The organism is Niallia circulans NBRC 13626, from assembly GCF_001591585.1.
Classification (GTDB): domain Bacteria; phylum Bacillota; class Bacilli; order Bacillales; family Cytobacillaceae; genus Niallia; species Niallia circulans.
In genome coordinates, this window is sequence record NZ_BCVE01000021.1 from 33414 (window position 1) to 52865 (window position 19452).

Consider the following 19452-nt stretch of genomic DNA (forward strand, 5'->3'; position numbering starts at 1 on the left):
TTATTAAGATAGATGAATTCTTGATTTCAAAGTAAATTTCGGCATTTTAAGGCATTTAGCACTGTTTTTTTGCAAAAATCTTCAAAAATATAACTTTAGGAATATCATTAAAAAAAGGTGAGCTTTTCTATGTAGGAGTGAAGCGATTGAATTTTTCAGCGGTTGGGGAAAAAATCAAGGAATTACGAAAGCAAATGGGACTATCACAAAAGGAACTTTCTCACAATATTTGTACACAAGCGCAAATAAGCAAGATTGAAAAAGGAGAAGTACTTCCATTGTCTTCTACTCTTTATCTTATTTCTAGGCGATTGGGAGTAGACGTAAATTACTTCTTCGATATTGGTACGACCCCCAGACTAGATTATGTGGAAGAAACTTTTCGGCAATTAAAAGCAGCTAGAAGGAATACTGATTATCATACAATAAAACAAATTGTAAAAGCAGAAGAAAAAAATCCTTTATTTACGCACCATAAAAAAAACTATCAATTGCTGCTTTGGCATAAGGCAATTTATGTATTTGAAATCGACCGTGATTTTAATCGAGCAGTAAAGCTTATTAATGAAGCAATTGAACTTACCTTTGACACTGTCTTCACAGAAAGAGAAATAGAAATCTTTATTAGTAAAGGAATCTTTCACTATGAAGAAGGATTTATTGATGATTCCTTGACCATTTATGAACAAGCATTTAAAGCGATCAACCAGCTTCCCTATTTAAAGGATGATACGATTAAAAGCAGATTATATTTTAATATCGCGAAATCCTTAACAGATCAATCCATGTTTGATGCATCCATTACCTATTGTAAGGAAGGGATTGATTGGGCGATACAACAGGATAACCTTTATTTGCTGGCTCACTTTCACTATCATATCGGATATAACTATGAATTACAAAAGAATTTTGACCTAGCTATTCCTTATATGCAAGATGCACTAATGATTTTCCAATTAGTAAAAGATCATCGATATACGGATTATATCGAAGGAAAAATCCGTAGCTGGCAAACATAATATATGTATTATATAAAGATGTCCTCCAACTATTCTCCCCTACGAATCGTGAAATAGTTGGGGGCATCTTTTTTCTTAAGCGGGGATAACGATCACTTTCCATCACCTCTATGCTATCCGCATATATACCTAGTTAGTTATTCCCTGTTTATACAATCAGTTTCATCTCCAGCAACTAATGTCCTAATGATAAGATTCTATGAATAATTACCTATTTTCGTAAAACGTTATCAATTTTATTAAAATAAAAGGTCAATAGTCTGATAGGTTATGGTAAGATAGATATACTATAGTTTAATCATTAGGAGTGAGTGATAAAAAATGAAGAAGAAAGTCACAGTATTGGCAACTACGGCTATTCTGTCAACCACTTTCGCAGCGAATGCCTCTGCTAGTACTTATGTAGTGAAAAAAGGGGATACTTTAGGACAGATTGCGAAGAAATTCAATACGACTGTTAATGACATAAAGTCGCAAAATAATCTTTCCTCAGACCTTATTTTAATCAATCAAGAATTATCTATTGGCGATGATTCAAAATCTAGCAGCAATACAACTAACGCTAGTAAAACTTCTACGAAGACAAGCTCAAGTGCCAAGACATATAAAGTTGTTTCAGGAGATTCCCTTATTAAAATAGCAAATCAGCATTCTATTTCTTTAGGAGAGTTACAGCAATGGAACAATCTATCCTCTTCGCTTATCTATCCTGGTGATATTTTATATGTTTCCAAACCTGGAAATGCTAATTCCAACCCGTCTAGTAACTCTGGAAGTAACAGCAATACAGCTGTAAAGGAAACTACAACTGCTTCTACAGGAACTTATACGATTAAAAGCGGAGATACTTTAAGTAAAATTGCTTCTACGTATAAAATGTCTGTAAGCCAACTAAAGCAATTAAATAATCTAAATTCTGATTTGATTTTCCCAGGACAAAAATTGAAGGTTACCGCTTCTGAAAAGATAACTAACACTGGAAATACTAATCCCTCTTCTAATAAACCGACTCTTATTTCTAATGGAAACAATGGACAATCCTATGCTTCCAAAGTCGTTTCGGTCTCTAAAAGTCTAGTTGGCATTCCATATGTTTGGGCAGGCTCAACTACTGCAGGGTTTGATTGCAGCGGATTTGTTTACTATGTGTTAAATCAAAGCGGTAAATCAATTGGACGTTATTCTGCTGAAGGCTACTATGACCGCAGCTATTATATAGATGTTCCAGCTGTTGGAGATATTGTCTATTTTAAAAATACCTACAAACAAGGTATCTCTCATTTAGGTATTTATATTGGCAACAATGAATTTATTCACGCTGACTCAAGCGGCGTTCGTGTTACAAGTTTAGATAACTCATACTATAAAGAGCATTTTGATAGTTTTAAACGTTTATATTAACAGATAATAATAGAAAGGGCTGTCTATTTAGCGGGCAGTCTTTTTTGTATGCTTTGGGGTTGGCTGATATATCCCTACTTTGGCTGATATACCCACTACTTTGGCTGATTTACTCCTTGTTTTGGCTGATATACCCACTACTTTGGCTGATTTACTCCTCGTTTTAGCTGATATCTCCACTACTTTGGCTGATATACCCTTACCATGGAACAAATATTCCTCCATTTTGCTAATATATCTTCCAATCTCGCACCATTCAGCGCCGAGCTTTTACCAAACTGCGTATATTTTTTCCTACTTTCATTGTCTATTCTCTTCATTCCCTATATTCGTTACTTCAAAACTAGTATCCAATTACGCTCTTTTACTTCTCTTCTTCTGTCCTCTACCATCTCTATTCAAAAAGCGTTATAATTAAAGAATGGACTTTTTTGGTGCCTCTACTTCTTAGAGCACATCTTTAAGCAAAATTAATCGATTTACCAATATGGGAGGGATACATTATGCTTCTAGAAAAGTATTTGGAGCCAGTGAATTTTTGCGCAGAAAACTTAATGAATTTATTGGATGCAAATGATCCCCAAATGAAAAAGGTTGTGGAAAAGGGACTGCTTCTGTACAGACAAAGCTTTGTCTATCAGGTCAAGTTCTCCAATGAATTGGTGACGGGAATGATCCAAGATGTAACGCCTGTAAGGGCCACTTTAGATTTGGATTATGTTCAACAGAGCTCTTGTACTTGTCACGCAGAAGGATTTTGTCGCCATCAGCTCGCTCTATTTTTCTATTTACTTGCACAAGTTGGGAAAGTGTCCACTTGGTTGGAAAATTGGCGTAAACCAATTGAGAATGCGGAAATGTTAAAAAATCTCGGTATTATGCGAGCAAGTGACTTACTGAAGGAAAAAGAAGACAAAGAGCCAAATTATACAGATTGGATTGAAACATTGGAAAAGAGTTTTCAATCCCTTATGGAGACAAATCATAACAAACCATATCTGATTGCGGAAACGTATTATATTTATATACGAAAAATAAAAGCAGCTACTCCTCTCCAAACAGAGTGGAAGCTCCTTTATTTAGTTATCGCCCATGTATTTACTTTTAAACAATTATTAATAGTTAGTAAAAAACTAGATCATAATACACAAACAATCAATCGCTATTATCGACATCTTTTTCATGATTTAATGAATAGCATCGAGGATAACCTCTATAAATTATCAAACTTTACCTTTCCATTTGCGTTTGACGATTTTTTAATTAGTCTAAAGGATGATATACGAGCAATTCTTACCATCCAGCCAATATTAGCATTTGAGTGTATACAGCTTTATCGCTTAATGTGGACGGATCTTTTCGCCACGAAAAAATGGAGACAGGATGAATTGACACAATTGTCAGCGAACAGCGACCCAAGCTTTTCCGAAAAAATTGCCATGATTCACCTAGAAATCCTTCTTCAAAAAGATGAGAATGCCCTTAAAATCATTCAATCACTTGATACACAAGTTACTTCGTATATGCTTTATTGGATTGATTATTTATCGAGTCGCAAAGCTTGGAAAAGAATGGATTTATATATACCAGCATTTATTCAAGAACTGAAAAATTATATATGTACAGATGATGATGACGATTATTGCTACGAATTTACACAGATGGCAATCCGAGCGATTCTCCCTTATTGCCTAGCTATGAATAAAGAAGACTTACTTGAAAAAGCATATATTCATACACTTCCATATAGCTACCGCAAATATGAGGATTTTCTGTATGAGAAGAAACAATTTGATAAATGGATGGATCTGTTTACCATGATGGGATATGGACTAGATCATCTTCACAAAGAACAAATAAAAACGCTGCAGGAATATGATCAATCATTATTGCTTTCCTTATATCATCGTTCGATTCAAGAACATATCGAAGGGAAAAATAGAGAGCATTATCGAATCGCTGTCCGTCAGTTAAAAAAACTGCGTACCCTTTATAAAAAGCTGAAAAAACAAACCGAATTCGAGCAATTCTTATTGGTTATCTTAGAACGTACGAAACGATTAAGAGCCTTTCATGAAGAATGTAGAAAGGGAAAGTTAATCCATGCTGAAAACTAACTATCTAAAAATAAATGTTCATTACTATGAGAATAGAGGATTTTTTTTAACAGGAGAAATAGAGAATCGCTATCTATATCCTAATTATTGGAAAAAACTTCTTTTTCAGCAGCATCAAGAGAGCTATTATGGAACTATCCTAGATACTGTAACAATTGATGAAATAGAAGGCGTATTATTAAGTGGCTGGCAGTTGGTGACTTTGCTTGCTACTGAAGGGTTTAATCGTTATGTAGATTGGGATTGGAATGATACTGCACAGGTTTGTCTTGCTGCTGCCCCAAGTATTTTGGAAGCTATTAAACATAAAGAATGGATACCGGATTTCAGCCAATGGGAGGTTGGCAATTTCCAATGGTCCCTGCCCAATCGTATCATGGATGAATTTGATCCGAGCTTTTGGGAAATGGAACTTCACGATGAGTTGGCAGGTCAAACAAATAACGATTTTATCCAGCAATGGTTCCAGCATTCGCTCAATCATTATTTGGAAGATCATCAAGAGACAAAACAAAATTTCCATGCAAGAATCCAAACATTAAAGAATGCAAATATTCCTTCCGAGCAGCTGGCTGCTTATTTCACTGAAGATAAATGGCAGGAATGGATGGGGTTAAAAGAAACAGACTATCCATTCACGCTAGGAATCCGTCTGGAAGAACCAACTGAAATCGATACAACTTGGGATTTGGATATATTTTTACGATCAAAGGAAAATCCTGATCTCGTTGTGGATATACATGATGAAAGTAATATGCCGAAGAAGTGGTTAAACTTTACCTCCTATATTGAGGAAGAACAACAGCGCTGGCTCCTGCTTTTCCCATGGCTAAAAGGAAAAAGCGGGATAACCAATCAATTAACAGAAGAAGAAGCTTGGCTTTTTTTATCAGAAGCTAGTGAAACATTCCTTGCCCTTGGAGTGGATATTCTTCTTCCTTCTTGGTGGCAAGCAATGAAGTCAGCCAACTTGAAAGTGAAAGCAAAGGTTTCGAGTACAAGTCATCGTCCATCCTTTGTAGGGCTACAGGCAATGCTGGATTATAATTGGCGCTTTTCTATGAATGGCGTCACCCTCTCTGAAGATGAATTCAATAAATTAGTGGAGGAAAAACGCCGTCTTGTCTTTATTAAAGGTCGTTGGATTAAATTAGATCCCGCTTTTATTCGGCAAATACAGGATTTAATGAAAAAAGCTGAAAAAGAAGGTTTGCATGTCCGCGATATTATTGAGCAAGAGTTAATGCAAGCGGAAGAACAACAAAATGATGAGCTAGAGAATCCGAAAACATTTGCAAGAATCCAAATCGACCTAAATAGACAATGGAGAACGATGATTCATCAATTAAAAGAAGTAAAGAATCTGCCATTAGAAGAAGTTCCACACAGCTTTTTAGGCGATTTACGTGCTTATCAAGTGCTTGGGATGAGCTGGCTTCTCTTCTTAAGAAAGTATGGATTTGGAGCCATTTTAGCAGACGATATGGGACTAGGAAAAACAGTTCAGCTTATTTCTTATTTATTAAAAGTGAAAGAAACAGAAGCAGAACTAACAACACCAGCTCTTATCATTTGTCCTACTTCTGTCCTCGGCAACTGGCAAAAGGAGTTAGAGCGATTCGCACCTGATTTAAATGTATATCTCCATTATGGAGCTAATCGCTTAAAAGATGAGGCCTTTTTAAATAGAGTACACGAAGCAGATGTAGTCTTAACCTCTTATGGATTAACACATATCGATAAGCAAAGCTTCGAAGAACTCACATGGAGTACCATTGCAATCGATGAAGCCCAAAATATCAAAAATGCGCAGACAAAGCAATCAAGAGCTGTGAGAAAATTAAAGGGAGCACATTATATTGCGCTCTCTGGAACACCGATGGAAAATCGTCTCAATGAGCTTTGGTCTATTTTTGATTTTACTAATCACGGTTATTTAGGTAGCCTCGGACAATTTCAAAAGCGCTTTGTTATTCCGATTGAAAGGGAAAATAAACCGGAACAAATCCAGCAATTGCAGACACTGATTCGTCCATTCTTATTAAGAAGAACGAAAAAGGATGAAGAGGTTGCCTTGAATCTCCCTGATAAACTGGAGCAAAAGGAATATTGTCCTTTAACGACGGAGCAGGCTGCCTTATATGAACAATTAGTTACCGATACATTTGCCCAAATTGAGCAGCTCTCTGGATTCGAGCGGAAAGGTCTTGTCCTACAAATGTTAAGTAAATTAAAGCAGTTATGCAATCATCCTGCCCTTTACTTAAAAGAGCAAGCACCTACTAGCTTAATTGATCGATCAGTAAAAATGGAGAAATTGGCAGAACTGACCGATACGATTTTAGAGAGAGGTGAAAGCTGCCTTATTTTTACACAATATATTGAAATGGGACATATGATTCAGGAAATGATGAAGAAAAAGTTCAGCATCGACGTTCCATTCTTAAATGGCAGTATGTCCAAGCAACAACGTGATCGCTTAATTGACCAATTCCAAGCTGGAGAATTTCCGATTTTCCTCCTTTCCTTAAAGGCTGGAGGAACAGGATTAAATTTAACAGCTGCCAACCATGTTATTCATTATGATCGCTGGTGGAATCCTGCTGTAGAAAATCAGGCAACAGACCGTGCATACCGCATTGGACAGACTCGTTTTGTTCATGTTCATAAGCTGATTTGTACAGGAACATTAGAGGAAAAAATTGATGCGATGCTGGAAAAGAAACAATCACTAAATGACCAAATTATCCAAAACGAAAATTGGATGACCGAGTTAACAACAGATGAATTAAGGGATTTGGTGTCATTGAATGAAAACCCAGCAGCCTTATAGGGTGCTAGCAGAGAACAGAACCAAATGGATAATACAGAAGACATGAATAAAAACCCCAGCAAGGATATGAATTACTCGGTATCCTTGCTGGGGTTTATCTTTGATTGAAATACTTATGTCTCAACCTGTTTCTCGTCTTCTTTTTTAGATCGGTTTGTTTATTTATCCTCTGGGACTTTAATATCTTTTCGATTTTCTTGTTTAGTCATCTTATAGAAATATACAGTTTTCGTTGTTTTATGGCCAGCTAAATCGGTTGCTGTGAATTCAAATTCATTTAAGCCATTTTCTAAGTCTAATTCCACTTTCTTGATTGTTTTTTCTAAACTTCTCATAGCATATGGCTCTTTAAATGTCTGATAATAAAGCTCACTTCCATTTAGAGCTAATTGAATATCATCAAAATTATCCTTTACTGTTACATGTACAGTTGGATTTTTGCCATTGCTATTTACGATTCGATTGCCAGAAAGCCCTTTGAAGGAGATGACGGGTGCTTCAGCATCAACGATAAAGCTTCGTTTAAAGACTGCTGTATTATCAGCACTGTCTATTGCTTTGATTTCAACAGAATGAACGCCATTTTCATAAGGAATGACTGTATTAAAGGTATATTCTTCTTTCTCCTCATTATAAACAGTGTCTACTTTTTGACCGCCAATCGTAAATTCTTTAAGGTCCGATTCATCCTTGATTGTTCCACTAAATACCACTTCTTTTTCTCCATACACCTCTAAAGCTTCTGGGGTCGCTAAAGAGATTACGGGAATAGTTGTATCCTTCTTCTCTTCTTCGGCAACCACACTTGCTTCCTCTTTATTGCCAGCATAATCATACGCAACAACTGTTACAGATGTACCTGGTTTTACTTCATTCGGCAAAGTAAATTCAGTTGTTTCACCGCTGACTGGAGTAGTTACAACTGATTTCCCATCTACTAAAATATCTAAATAAGAAATCCCAGAGCCATTTTCATCATCAGACGCAGCAATTTCCAATACTTTATTATCTTCTGCTAAGTCCACTTCAACAGTTGGACTTACTGTATCAACAATAACCGGAATATCTACTATCTGTGGTTTTGCACCTTTATAGTCAAGGGTTGCACTAACGCGGTAGAAATATTGCCCTTCCACTAGCTTTCCATTCACTTTTCCATCCCATGCCCAATTGGAATCAAGAACATATTTTGTTCCTTTGCCGCCATCATAGTAATTCTTTCTAATTTCTTCTTGTGTACGTAATGTCCTTACGGTTTTCCCCTTACTATCAACAATAGAGAATTGAACTTTCTTTGCATTTCTTAAAAACGATAGAACCGGAATTATTTCTTCTTGGACTCCATCATTATTTGGAGAAATGGCAATTCCTTCTTTTGTAAACTTACTTGTAATCGGATCATATCCAAGGTATAGGAAGTCTTCTCCTTCTTTTGTCACCGCTCCAGCCATGCCATAGAAAGATGTCTCATCATATTTCATCCCATCTAAAATGGGTGCTTTGTTCCAGTCACCTTTAAATCCAACATACGGCACGGTTAATGTTGCATTTGTTTCCTGAGGATCTGTTAATGTTACATACCCTTCCACAAAATAGCCATTTTCAAATACGCGATCAATCGCTACAGGTGTTTCCCAACTGCCTGTTTGAGAAGGATCAATTACTTTTGCATTTGTTAAATCAACAGATACTTTAATTTTTTTGCTTTTGTTGGCAGGAATGCTTATCGTTGTTTCATTCTTATCATTTACTTTTATCTTTGCATCCAAAATCTTCTGTGCTTCTAATAGATTAGCAGTATAACCTAACTCTCCGTAAGCCGCAAAGTCTGTTTGTATATTTGCAGCCACATCATACTTAACCTTCTTATCACTATAGTTTTTCGCTTCTAGAGTAAAAGTAAAGGTGTTTCCTACTTCTTTTAAGGCTACTTTCCCTTCTTTCGTCTTCTTCTCCGTTACTATAACAGGTGATTGTAATGCTGCATGCAGCTGCATTAATCCAGCACCTTGACGACGTGGAGAATATGGTACCTCCCAGTCAAATGCACTGTTTACTGTTCCAATATCTGTCACCGGTTTAGCGGTGTTCATTAAGAGATTTTTCGCAATGTTTACTCGATCAAAGCCTGATACATCGAATTCATTATCTACACGTTCTAATACAAGGGCAGATCCCCCTGAAACATGCGGAGCTGCCATCGACGTTCCACTCTTCATCCCATATTGATTATTTTCTAAAGTAGAATAGATTTGTCCACCTGGTGCTGTGATTTCTGGTTTAAAGTCTAAGTTATTCGTTAGGCCCCATGAGGAAAAGCTACTCATTTTTCCGGCTTCTGGATTAGCGGAAGTTATTTTTTTGCCATCAAATGTAATCGAGATAGTTTCACCACTTTGAAGAGCTGCTGCTAATTTATCCCCATCTGTTTTTAATAAGAATAGTTGAGGAATCTTAATGCTTGCATCTGTTGCCATGCTAACAAAGCCATCTGTATTATTATAAATAATAACACCAGCTGCCCCTGCCTGCTGTGCATTGATTGCTTTATCCACGAAGCCGATTTCGCCTCTTTGGATGAGCGCATAGTTATCCTTCACATCAACTGCGGCTAATTCTTCTGGTTTCCCTAATCCAGCATAAACAATTTTAAATGTTTTTTCCGTAACTGAATTTGGGTGAACACTGCCTGCTGACAGGAATCCAGCTTGTTCCATCTGACCATCATATTGATAGGAAAGTGCATCAATATCTATAAAACTATTTTCAATAGATGCAACTTGTAAACTATCATAGGCAACACCTGGTGAACCAGATACTCCAATATCAGGGTTAGAGCTAGATGGATTGGCAAAGCCATTTCCAAAATGGGCAGAGTTTCCAGCTGAAATAGACATCATAATTCCATTTTCCACAGCACGCTCTACAGCTTGCTGCTCTGGTGCATCGGCCGCAACAAAACCTGCTGGAGATCCTAAACTCATGTTAAGGACATCTGCACCCAATACGATCGCATCATCAATAGCTTTAATATAAATATCTCCCCAGGTAGTCGATACAGTTGGGTCATTTCCGAAAACCTTTAACGCTAAAAGCTGTGCCTCTGGCGCAACTCCTTTAATCCCATTATTGTCTTCATCGCCATTTGCTCCAACAGTACCTGCGACGTGCATCCCATGCATACTTGCCCCTTCAGCGATATCTTGAATAATGTCATTTTCATCCATATAGTTATATCCGTATGGTACCTTTTCGCTATAAAATTTACCTTTAAGCCCATTTTCCTTTTTAAATTGGGCAATTTCTTCCTTGCTCAATTCCTCTTCTGTTTCATCAGAAAGTACCATGTCCTTATGATTTGGGTCAATGCCGGTATCAATTACACCAACAATCATTCCTTCGCCTTTAAAACCATAATCCCGCCAAGCATCTTGAGCTTGTACAAGTTCTTTACTATATATCATGTCTGCTTCTTCTTCTGGTCTTTCATAAGCTGTGGCAATATGTACTTTTGCTACCTCTGGAAGTTCCTCGATTTTTTCAATATCTCCGTACTTCATTTCTCCACTAAAACCATTAAAAATGGTGGTGAAATTCTCTAATTCCTTAAATTTTACTTTTCTTGCTTTTACTTTTTCTTTTACTTTTTTCTGCTCTGCTAACTTTTCGCTCTTTAATTTTTCTTTTGTTGATTTAGGCAATTCTTTTACTTGCTTTGCTTGTGCTTGAGCATATTGCACCGTCGGCTCCGTGTTCATCTCTACCACTACCCGAACCGTATCGTTTTTATTATAAGTGGTCTCTAGCTCGTCCACCTTTATGGTTTGGATATTTTGCTTGTTTTCTTCTCCTTTATTACGAATTTCCTTATCTGGTACAGTTGCTGCCAATACACTATTGGAAAATAGCATACAGAGCATAATAACTAGAAAAAATACTTTTCTAAGTTTCATGTTAAAACTCCCCTCTACCCCTTCTTTATTTTCGGAATATATCGAACTATATAAAAATATCACAATATTCTTATATTTATTAAGGGACGAAAGTACTGTCTCTCTCTTGTATATACTAGTAATTTAGTCAGTAAATATCGCATTTTTATTCCTTTTTCGCCAAGAGCTGACGTTATTCTGCTTTTCTGCCAATATCAGGATATAATCACCTTGGGGAACTATTGATGAAAGGCTGTGATGAAAGCTAGTTTTTAGAAGCAAATGTTAGCAAAAATTATAAAACATTCTCCTTTTAGAAAGAATAGATTAAAAAAATAGTGAACAATATAAAACAAACTTTTATTAATATAATTTTTAAAGAGATTGTTTTCAGATGGAGGCAGGGAGAATATTTTTGTACTATACGAAATAGAATTATATTCACTTATTTTCCAATCGGATCATTCGAGAGCTTAGATAATTCATCAAGGTAAGGTATAATAAAAGAAAAGGAGAATTTGCCTGGGGAGGGATTATCGTGAAAACTTTTAAATTAATTTCTTTACAGATTCTCACGAAGGAAAAGCTAGTGCCGATTAAATTGATTGATGGATTGATTATAAATAAAGAAGATGATTTTAATCATTGGCTAATTGAGGTTTATACAGAATTAGCTGCTATCGCTTTTCTTGATGAAGCATTTCAGAAGAAGGAGGAGTTGCTTGTTCAAGCTGTTATCTCAAAAAAAGAAAATGATCCCGCTCCTTTTGAAGTAATGATTCTGTCTATCCAAAATTTTGGTGATAAAGCAAGCATTCTTTTAGAAGGAACATTAAAAAGAGACAGAAAAGACTATGCAGAGCTATTGCTCCAATATCTAATCGAAGAAGGCTATGAAGGGAAAAAATTATCGAATAAATTTACTGAGCTGATGCAAAGCAAGCCACAGACATTTTTGGAGAAGAAGCTGTAGGTTGCAGGAGAACTATTGAATAGACGAATCTCAAGGCCTGGAATAACCTTGAGATTCTGAACATATAGGCTCTTTATCGATCTATATCGTCTTTGTCTTTCATATCATCTTTATCTTCGATCATATCTTCACCAGGATCATTATCATCCTTTGTTGGATCTAGATCATCATCTTTATTTTCATCTGGTACATCTGGTTCGTTGTCATTATCCAGATCAGTACCTCTGTCTGGAACAACGTCATTCGTATCTAAGTCTTTATCTTCGATTGTGGTATCATCATCCGGTGGAGGACTTTGATTATCATCATCATTACCACAAGCAGTTAACAGCATAGCAGATAACGCTGAAACTCCTAATAACTTCATCCATTTAGTCATTCGTTATACCCCTTTTCTTGATAAGTATCATTCATGACCATTCATTTGGTCAGTTATTAGGTTATCCAAGAAAAGAAAATTATTACGCCTTATTATTCAATTCCAATAATAAACAATGTTGTAAAGAAAAAAAGAAGAAGCTGCTCGTTTAAACAGACACCTCTTCTTTCTGCCTTTTTATGCTTCTTTCTTATCTCCAAGGGCAAACATAATTTCTGCTTCACAGGCAATTTCACCATCAACAGTAGCTACACATTTTCCCTTTCCAAAGTTGCCACGTAGTCTTGTCATTTCTACTTCTAGTCGCAGCTGATCTCCTGGAAACACTTGCTTTTTAAAGCGGCAGTTATCTACTCCAGCAAAGAAAGCTAATCTTCCTTTATTCTCTTCCTTAATCAACATGGCAACCGCTCCTACTTGCGCCAATGCTTCTACAATTAATACACCTGGCATAACTGGGTATTCAGGGAAATGCCCATTAAAATATTCTTCATTTGCCGATACATTTTTAATACCTACAGCTTTTTTACCTTCTTCCACTTCTAAAATTCTATCTACTAATAAAAATGGATATCGATGAGGAATTATTTCTTTAATTTGATTAATATCTAACATTTTGTGACCTCCTACTAATATGTGGTTATATTATATTGTACTAAAAAAAGCTATGAAAAAGGAAGGGATATCCCCTCCTTTTTTAAGATGTTTTTTAAAATAGTTGTTCTAGCTATCATCCTGAACAGCTATTTCGTTAATTTGATCATTCCAGCACACCAGCAAAAAAGGAATCTGTAATTATTTTTACAAATTCCCATCTTCTTTACTCTTCATTTATCAAATTGACAATATGCATCCAGGTATCTTTTTTAAAGGTATCCGTTGCTTTTCCGTTTCCCATTACACTATAACCGACAACGGCTCCAGCTAGAACACTTACAGCCATTACTAAAATAATGACAACAATACGTAGCCATATAGGAAACAGACGAACTCTAATCTTCTGTTTAGGAGAAGCTTTCTCTTCTGGATTATTCTTCTCTTTTTGATCTTTTTTAACCTGTTCTCTTGTCTTAACCATTTCTTGACTACTGCTATTTAATGCCATCACTTTTCTCCTTTTTTAACGTATTCCATTCACTAATCCCATCATCTGATCTGCTAAAGAGATGGATCTGGACTGAAATTGGTAGGAGCGCTGTGTAGCAATCAGATTGACCATTTCTTTGCTTATATCCACATTAGATTGTTCTAATGCTTTTTGTTTCATTGCAATTTCATTTCTTCTGCCGCCATTCAAATCGACCATTACTTGATTTTCATCAGCAGTGTCAGAGAGTCGATATAAGTTCTCCCCTGTTTTTTCAAGGCTTTGCGGATTATTAGCATACGATATGCCGAGATTAAAGGTTTCCTGCCCGCCATTATTCAATTGAACTGTTAAAGTTCCTGTTGATGAAAAAGCATATTCTTTAACATTATTATTTAATAAAATTGGGTTATTATTCTCGTCAAGGATAGCATGGCCTTCTTTCGTAACCAGCATATTCTCATTATTAGATACAGGTGATAAATACATCGCTCCATCTCTCGTATAACGCATTTCGGAAGTTCCTCCGTCTTGCACCAATACTCTGTATAATTGTCCTTCTTTCGTCAATGCAGTATCCAAAACGCGATCAGATGATTTAATCATTCCTTGTGTCATCACTAATTGCGTTTGAGCCATTTTAGCGCCTACTCCTTGCCTGATGCCGTTTGGCGTCTGACGATTGACTTCCTGCGTTTCATCCTTTTGATTATTAAATTGCTGATAAAGCATATCTGTAAACGTCCCATTTTGCCTTTTATAGCCTGTAGTATCAACATTAGCCATATTATTACTAATAAGATCCATTTGCTTTTGCAGCTGTGTTAAAGTATTACTAGCCGTTATCATCGTTCTATTCATAGCGATTCCCCCCTTTACTACTATCTAAATGATTCTTATAGCTTACCAATTTCATTTGCGGCTTGATCCATGCTCTTATCATAAGCCTGCAATATTTTCTGATTAGCTTCAAATGCTCGATAAGCAGTCATCATATCTGTCATTGTCTGCGCTGTATCAACATTAGAATTCTCTAAAAAACCTTGATTAATTTGAAAGGTAACTTGGTTATTTGCATAAGCACTTTGTAGAGCGGCTCCATCTTGTGCTCGATACAAACCATCCCCCTCTTTTACGAGCTGTTCCGGTGAATCTGTATAACTTATTCCAAGACGATACACTTCTCCATTACTGCTTGTAAGCACTCCATCAGATGTAACAGAGAAATCCGCACTTGTAAGTTGAATTCGTTCATTATTTTCATCTAAAACGTAAGCACCACTAGAAGTAGTTAAATACCCTTGGCCATCTAAGGTGAAATTTCCGTTTCTCGAATAAGCAACTCCATTATCATTTTGCACTGTAAAAAATAATCCGCCGCCAGCATTCGTTCCATTCCCTGGAATATTCGCGTTTAAGATTGCTAAATCTGTCTTTAATCCTGTTTGATTAAGATCACCTTGAGTAAACTTCGGGATTATTTCTTGCATATAGACTCCTGTTGCTAAATAGCCTACTTGCTGCTTTTCTATAGTACCAGCTGCATTTTTCCTAACGCTTTGCTGTAATAATTCAGGAAAAGCTCTCATGGATGATTGATCTGCTTTAAAACCCGGTGTCGTACTGTTGGCCATATTATTAGAAAGCATTTCGGTTTTGCGCTGCTGAGCAAGCATACCAGAAGCTGCTGTATAGAACCCTTTAAACATAACTGTCTCCTATCTATACAAAAATTTCGATTCAAGCATATATATTCTATATTCTATTATAAAAAAAATATCAAAAGATTACATTAAATTTTGTTGAAAAAAGTCTAAAAATGTTCGTTATATTAATCATTTATTATATCGGCTATTCATAGGAACAATCTACTGGAAGATAAAGGAGGAAGAAGAACCTTATGGTTACTAAAAAAACAGAAACAGCTAAATAAAAAATCGGAATAAGAAAAAGAAATTTTTCCATTCCGATTTTTTAGGTTTAAGACTTATACAAACGGGTATGAAATAAATAGATTTCATTTTCCTATGCATAAACAAGTTTTTTCACTTGTTTATGCACCCCCCATTTTTTAGCTTAATTTTCTTTTTGGAAGACGATCAATATTATCTAACATTATTCCTGTACCGATTGCTACAGAATCCATTGGATTTTCAGCTACTAATACAGGAACCTTCAATTCATCCGCTAATAGTAAGTCAATCCCGTGAAGTAATGCTCCACCACCAGTTAAGATAACTCCACGATCAATGATATCAGCAGAAAGCTCAGGTGGTGTTCTTTCTAAGACACTTTTAGCAGCTTGTACAATAACAGATACGGACTCTCTTAATGCTTGCTCAATTTCCTCTGAATGTACCGTAATAGTTCTTGGAAGACCAGAAACCATGTCACGACCGCGAATATCCATTTCTTCTTTTCTAGAACCTGGAAAAACAGTTCCAATATTAATTTTTATATTCTCTGCCGTACGTTCTCCAATTAAGAGCTTATATTTTCGTTTAATATATTGGAGAATTTCATTATCAAATTTATCTCCAGCCATTTTAATACTAGAAGAAGTAACGATATCCCCCATTGATAGCACTGCTACATCTGTAGTACCGCCGCCAATATCAACAACCATATTTCCACTTGGTTGGAAAATATCCATTCCTGCACCAATCGCTGCAACCTTTGGTTCTTCTTCTAAATAGATTTTCTTTCCACCACTTTTTTCGGCTGCTTCTTTTATTGCTTTTTGTTCCACACTAGTAATATTTGTTGGACAACAAATAAGAATTCTTGGCTTTGAAAGAAATCCTTTTACGTTCAATTTATTAATGAAATGCTTTAGCATTGCTTCTGTTACATCAAAATCAGCGATAACGCCATCCTTTAGTGGGCGAATAGCAACAATATTTCCAGGCGTACGTCCGACCATACTACGAGCTTCTTCTCCTACCGCTAACACTCTGCCTGTATTGCGATCTAATGCCACAACAGAAGGCTCATTTAATACAATCCCTTTTCCTTTTACATGAATGAGTACATTTGCTGTTCCTAAATCGATACCAATATCTCTAGCAAACATTATATATGCTCCTCCTTCGCCTTTAGCTTTTCCATTTTTTTCATTTTATAATTTCATTTTCCTTATAGAGACAAAGAGCTGGCTTCCACACTATATGTAACGACATCCTCATATTTAAGTTTCATTAAATGTAGTTAAACGAAAAAACATTCCTAAGAATTCCTTCCATTCACACAGTTATAGCGCCTTTTTAAATGCCACTAAATATTTACCTCGCTTAAATATGTCTTTCTTATCGCTCTATATTAAATCAACCATTTTCATTCTTTTGTAAAGTGAATTATGTATTTTTCAGGTTAAAATTTGTATGTTTTTTTCTCTATCTATTTAAACCACTCTAATTTTTTATTTTATCATAAGATCACGAAATAAGTAACTTTTTGTAAAAAAAATGAGTTTTTTTTCACAAAATAATTTTCTTTTTTCTCAAACAAGAAAAAGGACATTGCTTCCAAGGTCCTTTTAGCTATTATGTACCCTTTATTAGCATTCCAAAATGAGTTGCTTTTTATACTCATTCTTTTTCTCTATCGATGGAGACACCTCCACCGATAGACTGTTGTAACTCCATTTTTCTAAACTTCCCTTTCTGTTTTAAATATTTCCAGGGTAACTTAATATTGCATACTTTTTCTATTTAATTAATGCATTCATGATAAAGCATTACCCTGGAATTTCTTACTGTACAGTTTCCCCTTCAAGCTCTTCCTTTTTATATTTCATTTTTGTTGCTTCCCCACCGCGTAGATGTCGTATTGATTTATGATAATCAAGGATCTCTTTCACTTCATTTGCTAAATCTGGGTTAATTTCAGGAAGTCTTTCTGTTAAATCTTTATGGACTGTACTTTTGGATACGCCAAACTCCTTCGCTATTACGCGAACCGTTTTTCTCGTCTCCACGATATACTTTCCAATCTTGATAGTTCTCTCTTTGATGTAATCGTGCACACCACTCGCCCTCCCTAAATTGGATGTGAGAAGTGTGAAATGAGACTCGCTTTTCGCTTCGTTGAAATTCTTCATCCCGCACGTTTCCTTTCCTGCATAATACTTTTCTTCATGCGGCAGAAAGTCAAAAGCTTTCTGTTCTTATAGGGATTAAACATGTCCTCAACTACATATCCATTATCTTCAAACGACCCCTCACTCCAAACTTCCGCTTTGTAAGGTTTGTAACATTTTATTAGCTTGGGTAAGACTTTATGCAGAAAAATATGAATAGGGACAAGGTTTATCTGTTTTTTTCTATATTTACTTGTTTTTGAGGAATTAAATAGCTATGTTTTATGCGAAACAATTGATTGGCTTGAAAAACAGGAATGATATTTTTAAAAAGAGGAAATTGCCGATGTGTGGTTTTATATCTGTTATTATTAGAAAAATATCTGTTGTTTTCATCGTCAGAGGTTTAATATTTCCCGAGAAATTTGTCATTTTCCGCTCGTAAATGACTATTTTCCATTTATGTCTTCCACTTATAGTTAAATTATACTACTACTTTTCACTTATAAATATTCTGGAGTTATTAGATGTCTTGCCTTTTAGTGGACTATTCGAGGATATAAAGCTAGATGTCTAGATGAGAATTCTTTGTATTTACATATTTTCTTCGACATTTCCCATCCATAAAATACTTCTTTCGAGAATACATAAAGGTTGCCATAAAGTAGCTATCACTCGCATAATCTTTATTTTATGCTTTGTAAAAACTACTTATAGCAACCTCTAGTTATTAAGCGTTCGGATCTGTAGTTGTAGACCCTTCTGAATCTTCATCCTGTTTAGCGTCTGTTCCATTTTCTAATTTGTTATCTGTCGGCATTTCTTCATCGGAATTACTTGATTTTTCTACTGCTGAATCATTTCCAGAAGTAGCACCAGAAGTATCATCACTTTGTAAAGCACTTACCGGTTTACCAAAATAATCAATAGGGTTCACAGCTACATTGTCTTTTCTTACTTCAAAGTGGACATGAACTCCTGCTTCTTGATTCAACTTACTTTTTCCAGCAGTTGCTAATGGTTGGCCTTTCTTTACTTCAGCCCCTTCTTCCACTTGGAAATCCTTCACAGATTGGTAATATGTTTTAATCCCATTGTCATGATCAATTTCAATTGTATTCCCTAATAGAGAATCTTCCGCAACTTTTGTAACGGTTCCACTTAGAGCTGCTACTACTTCAAATTCGCTGTCATCTTCCATTTTTAAGTCAATACCTGTGTTTGGCTGATATTGATTATTATAGAATACTAAAGATTCAGCTTGCTTTTCTTTACTAGCCGTATTATCATAGAACTCTTTTTGTGTAATGAAAGAATCTTCATCGACTACTGGCCATGCAAAGTTCTCAAATTCCTTTGCTACTGGTTCTGCAGGTTCATCTGTTTGTTTTGTTGGCATATCAGCGTTATCATATTTATACTTATCTGTTTCTGATGCGCTATTTTGATACCATAGGACCCCTGTTAGAATAATAGCTGCACTTGCGATATAAATGGCTGGAAATGCCCAACGCTTTTTAAAAAAGCTTTTTACTTTTGACTTTGGAGAAGTACGTTTGTTTTCTTCCTCTCTCATTTTATCATCACCTCAGCAATCATTCTGAACAGATAATGATAAATATATACCTACATG

15 protein-coding genes are annotated in these 19452 nt (G+C 35.8%); 5 read left to right on the forward strand and 10 right to left on the reverse strand.

Translation table 11 applies throughout. The annotated features are described in order from the left end of the window. Positions 1 to 146: 146 nt before the first annotated feature. Entirely contained in the window at positions 147 to 1019 is an 873-nt protein-coding gene (locus BCI01S_RS19710; RefSeq protein WP_053215703.1) for a helix-turn-helix domain-containing protein, read from the forward strand. A gap of 321 nt (positions 1020 to 1340) precedes the next feature. Next, positions 1341 to 2420: a C40 family peptidase gene (locus BCI01S_RS19715; protein WP_047942685.1), complete on the forward strand. Its 1080-nt coding sequence runs from the start codon at positions 1341 to 1343 to the stop codon at positions 2418 to 2420. Between the two features lie 27 nt (positions 2421 to 2447). On the opposite strand, the gene BCI01S_RS19720 is transcribed toward BCI01S_RS19715, so the two are convergent. Next, positions 2448 to 2633, reverse strand: a complete 186-nt coding sequence (locus tag BCI01S_RS19720) for a hypothetical protein (RefSeq protein ID WP_047942687.1) — start codon at positions 2631 to 2633, stop codon at positions 2448 to 2450. A gap of 290 nt (positions 2634 to 2923) precedes the next feature. On the opposite strand from BCI01S_RS19720, the gene BCI01S_RS19725 reads away from it, so the two are divergent. Both BCI01S_RS19725 and BCI01S_RS19730 read left to right on the forward strand, forming a co-directional pair. Then, positions 2924 to 4537 carry an SWIM zinc finger family protein gene (locus tag BCI01S_RS19725; protein ID WP_047942690.1) on the forward strand — a complete coding sequence of 538 codons (1614 nt, stop codon included), beginning with the start codon at positions 2924 to 2926 and terminating at the stop codon, positions 4535 to 4537. Beyond that, positions 4524 to 7370: a DEAD/DEAH box helicase gene (locus BCI01S_RS19730; protein ID WP_047942692.1), complete on the forward strand. Its 2847-nt coding sequence runs from the start codon at positions 4524 to 4526 to the stop codon at positions 7368 to 7370. The genes BCI01S_RS19725 and BCI01S_RS19730 overlap by 14 nt, the downstream gene beginning before the upstream one ends. A 158-nt stretch (positions 7371 to 7528) precedes the next feature. Here the strand turns inward: BCI01S_RS19730 and BCI01S_RS19735 are convergent, their stop codons facing one another. Next, a complete protein-coding gene (locus tag BCI01S_RS19735; protein ID WP_061800822.1) occupies positions 7529 to 11323 on the reverse strand; it encodes a S8 family serine peptidase in 3795 nt (1264 codons plus the stop codon). A gap of 517 nt (positions 11324 to 11840) precedes the next feature. On the opposite strand from BCI01S_RS19735, the gene BCI01S_RS19740 reads away from it, so the two are divergent. Beyond that, positions 11841 to 12275 carry a YwpF family protein gene (locus BCI01S_RS19740; protein ID WP_061800823.1) on the forward strand — a complete coding sequence of 145 codons (435 nt, stop codon included), beginning with the start codon at positions 11841 to 11843 and terminating at the stop codon, positions 12273 to 12275. 73 nt (positions 12276 to 12348) lie between these two features. Here the strand turns inward: BCI01S_RS19740 and BCI01S_RS19745 are convergent, their stop codons facing one another. The 8 genes from BCI01S_RS19745 to spoIIQ form a co-directional block, all read right to left on the reverse strand. Next, positions 12349 to 12654, reverse strand: a complete 306-nt coding sequence (locus BCI01S_RS19745) for a hypothetical protein (protein WP_047942696.1) — start codon at positions 12652 to 12654, stop codon at positions 12349 to 12351. A 177-nt stretch (positions 12655 to 12831) separates the two neighbouring features. After that, on the reverse strand, positions 12832 to 13269 hold the full coding sequence (gene fabZ, locus BCI01S_RS19750) for a 3-hydroxyacyl-ACP dehydratase FabZ (protein ID WP_047942697.1): 438 nt from the start codon (positions 13267 to 13269) through the stop codon (positions 12832 to 12834). Positions 13270 to 13474: 205 nt separating this feature from the next. Beyond that, a complete protein-coding gene (locus BCI01S_RS19755; protein ID WP_061800824.1) occupies positions 13475 to 13759 on the reverse strand; it encodes a DNA-directed RNA polymerase subunit beta in 285 nt (94 codons plus the stop codon). Between the two features lie 15 nt (positions 13760 to 13774). Beyond that, a complete protein-coding gene (locus BCI01S_RS19760) occupies positions 13775 to 14602 on the reverse strand; it encodes a flagellar hook-basal body protein (protein ID WP_061800825.1) in 828 nt (275 codons plus the stop codon). A gap of 35 nt (positions 14603 to 14637) precedes the next feature. Further along, positions 14638 to 15450 (reverse strand): flagellar hook-basal body protein, encoded by an 813-nt coding sequence (locus tag BCI01S_RS19765; protein WP_061800826.1) that lies wholly within the window; start codon positions 15448 to 15450, stop codon positions 14638 to 14640. Positions 15451 to 15812: 362 nt separating this feature from the next. After that, a complete protein-coding gene (locus BCI01S_RS19770) occupies positions 15813 to 16814 on the reverse strand; it encodes a rod shape-determining protein (RefSeq protein WP_061800827.1) in 1002 nt (333 codons plus the stop codon). Positions 16815 to 17492: 678 nt separating this feature from the next. Then, a complete protein-coding gene (gene spoIIID, locus BCI01S_RS19775) occupies positions 17493 to 17765 on the reverse strand; it encodes a sporulation transcriptional regulator SpoIIID (protein WP_016204804.1) in 273 nt (90 codons plus the stop codon). 784 nt (positions 17766 to 18549) lie between these two features. Further along, positions 18550 to 19395 carry a stage II sporulation protein SpoIIQ gene (spoIIQ, locus tag BCI01S_RS19780; protein ID WP_061800828.1) on the reverse strand — a complete coding sequence of 282 codons (846 nt, stop codon included), beginning with the start codon at positions 19393 to 19395 and terminating at the stop codon, positions 18550 to 18552. Positions 19396 to 19452 lie beyond the last annotated feature (57 nt).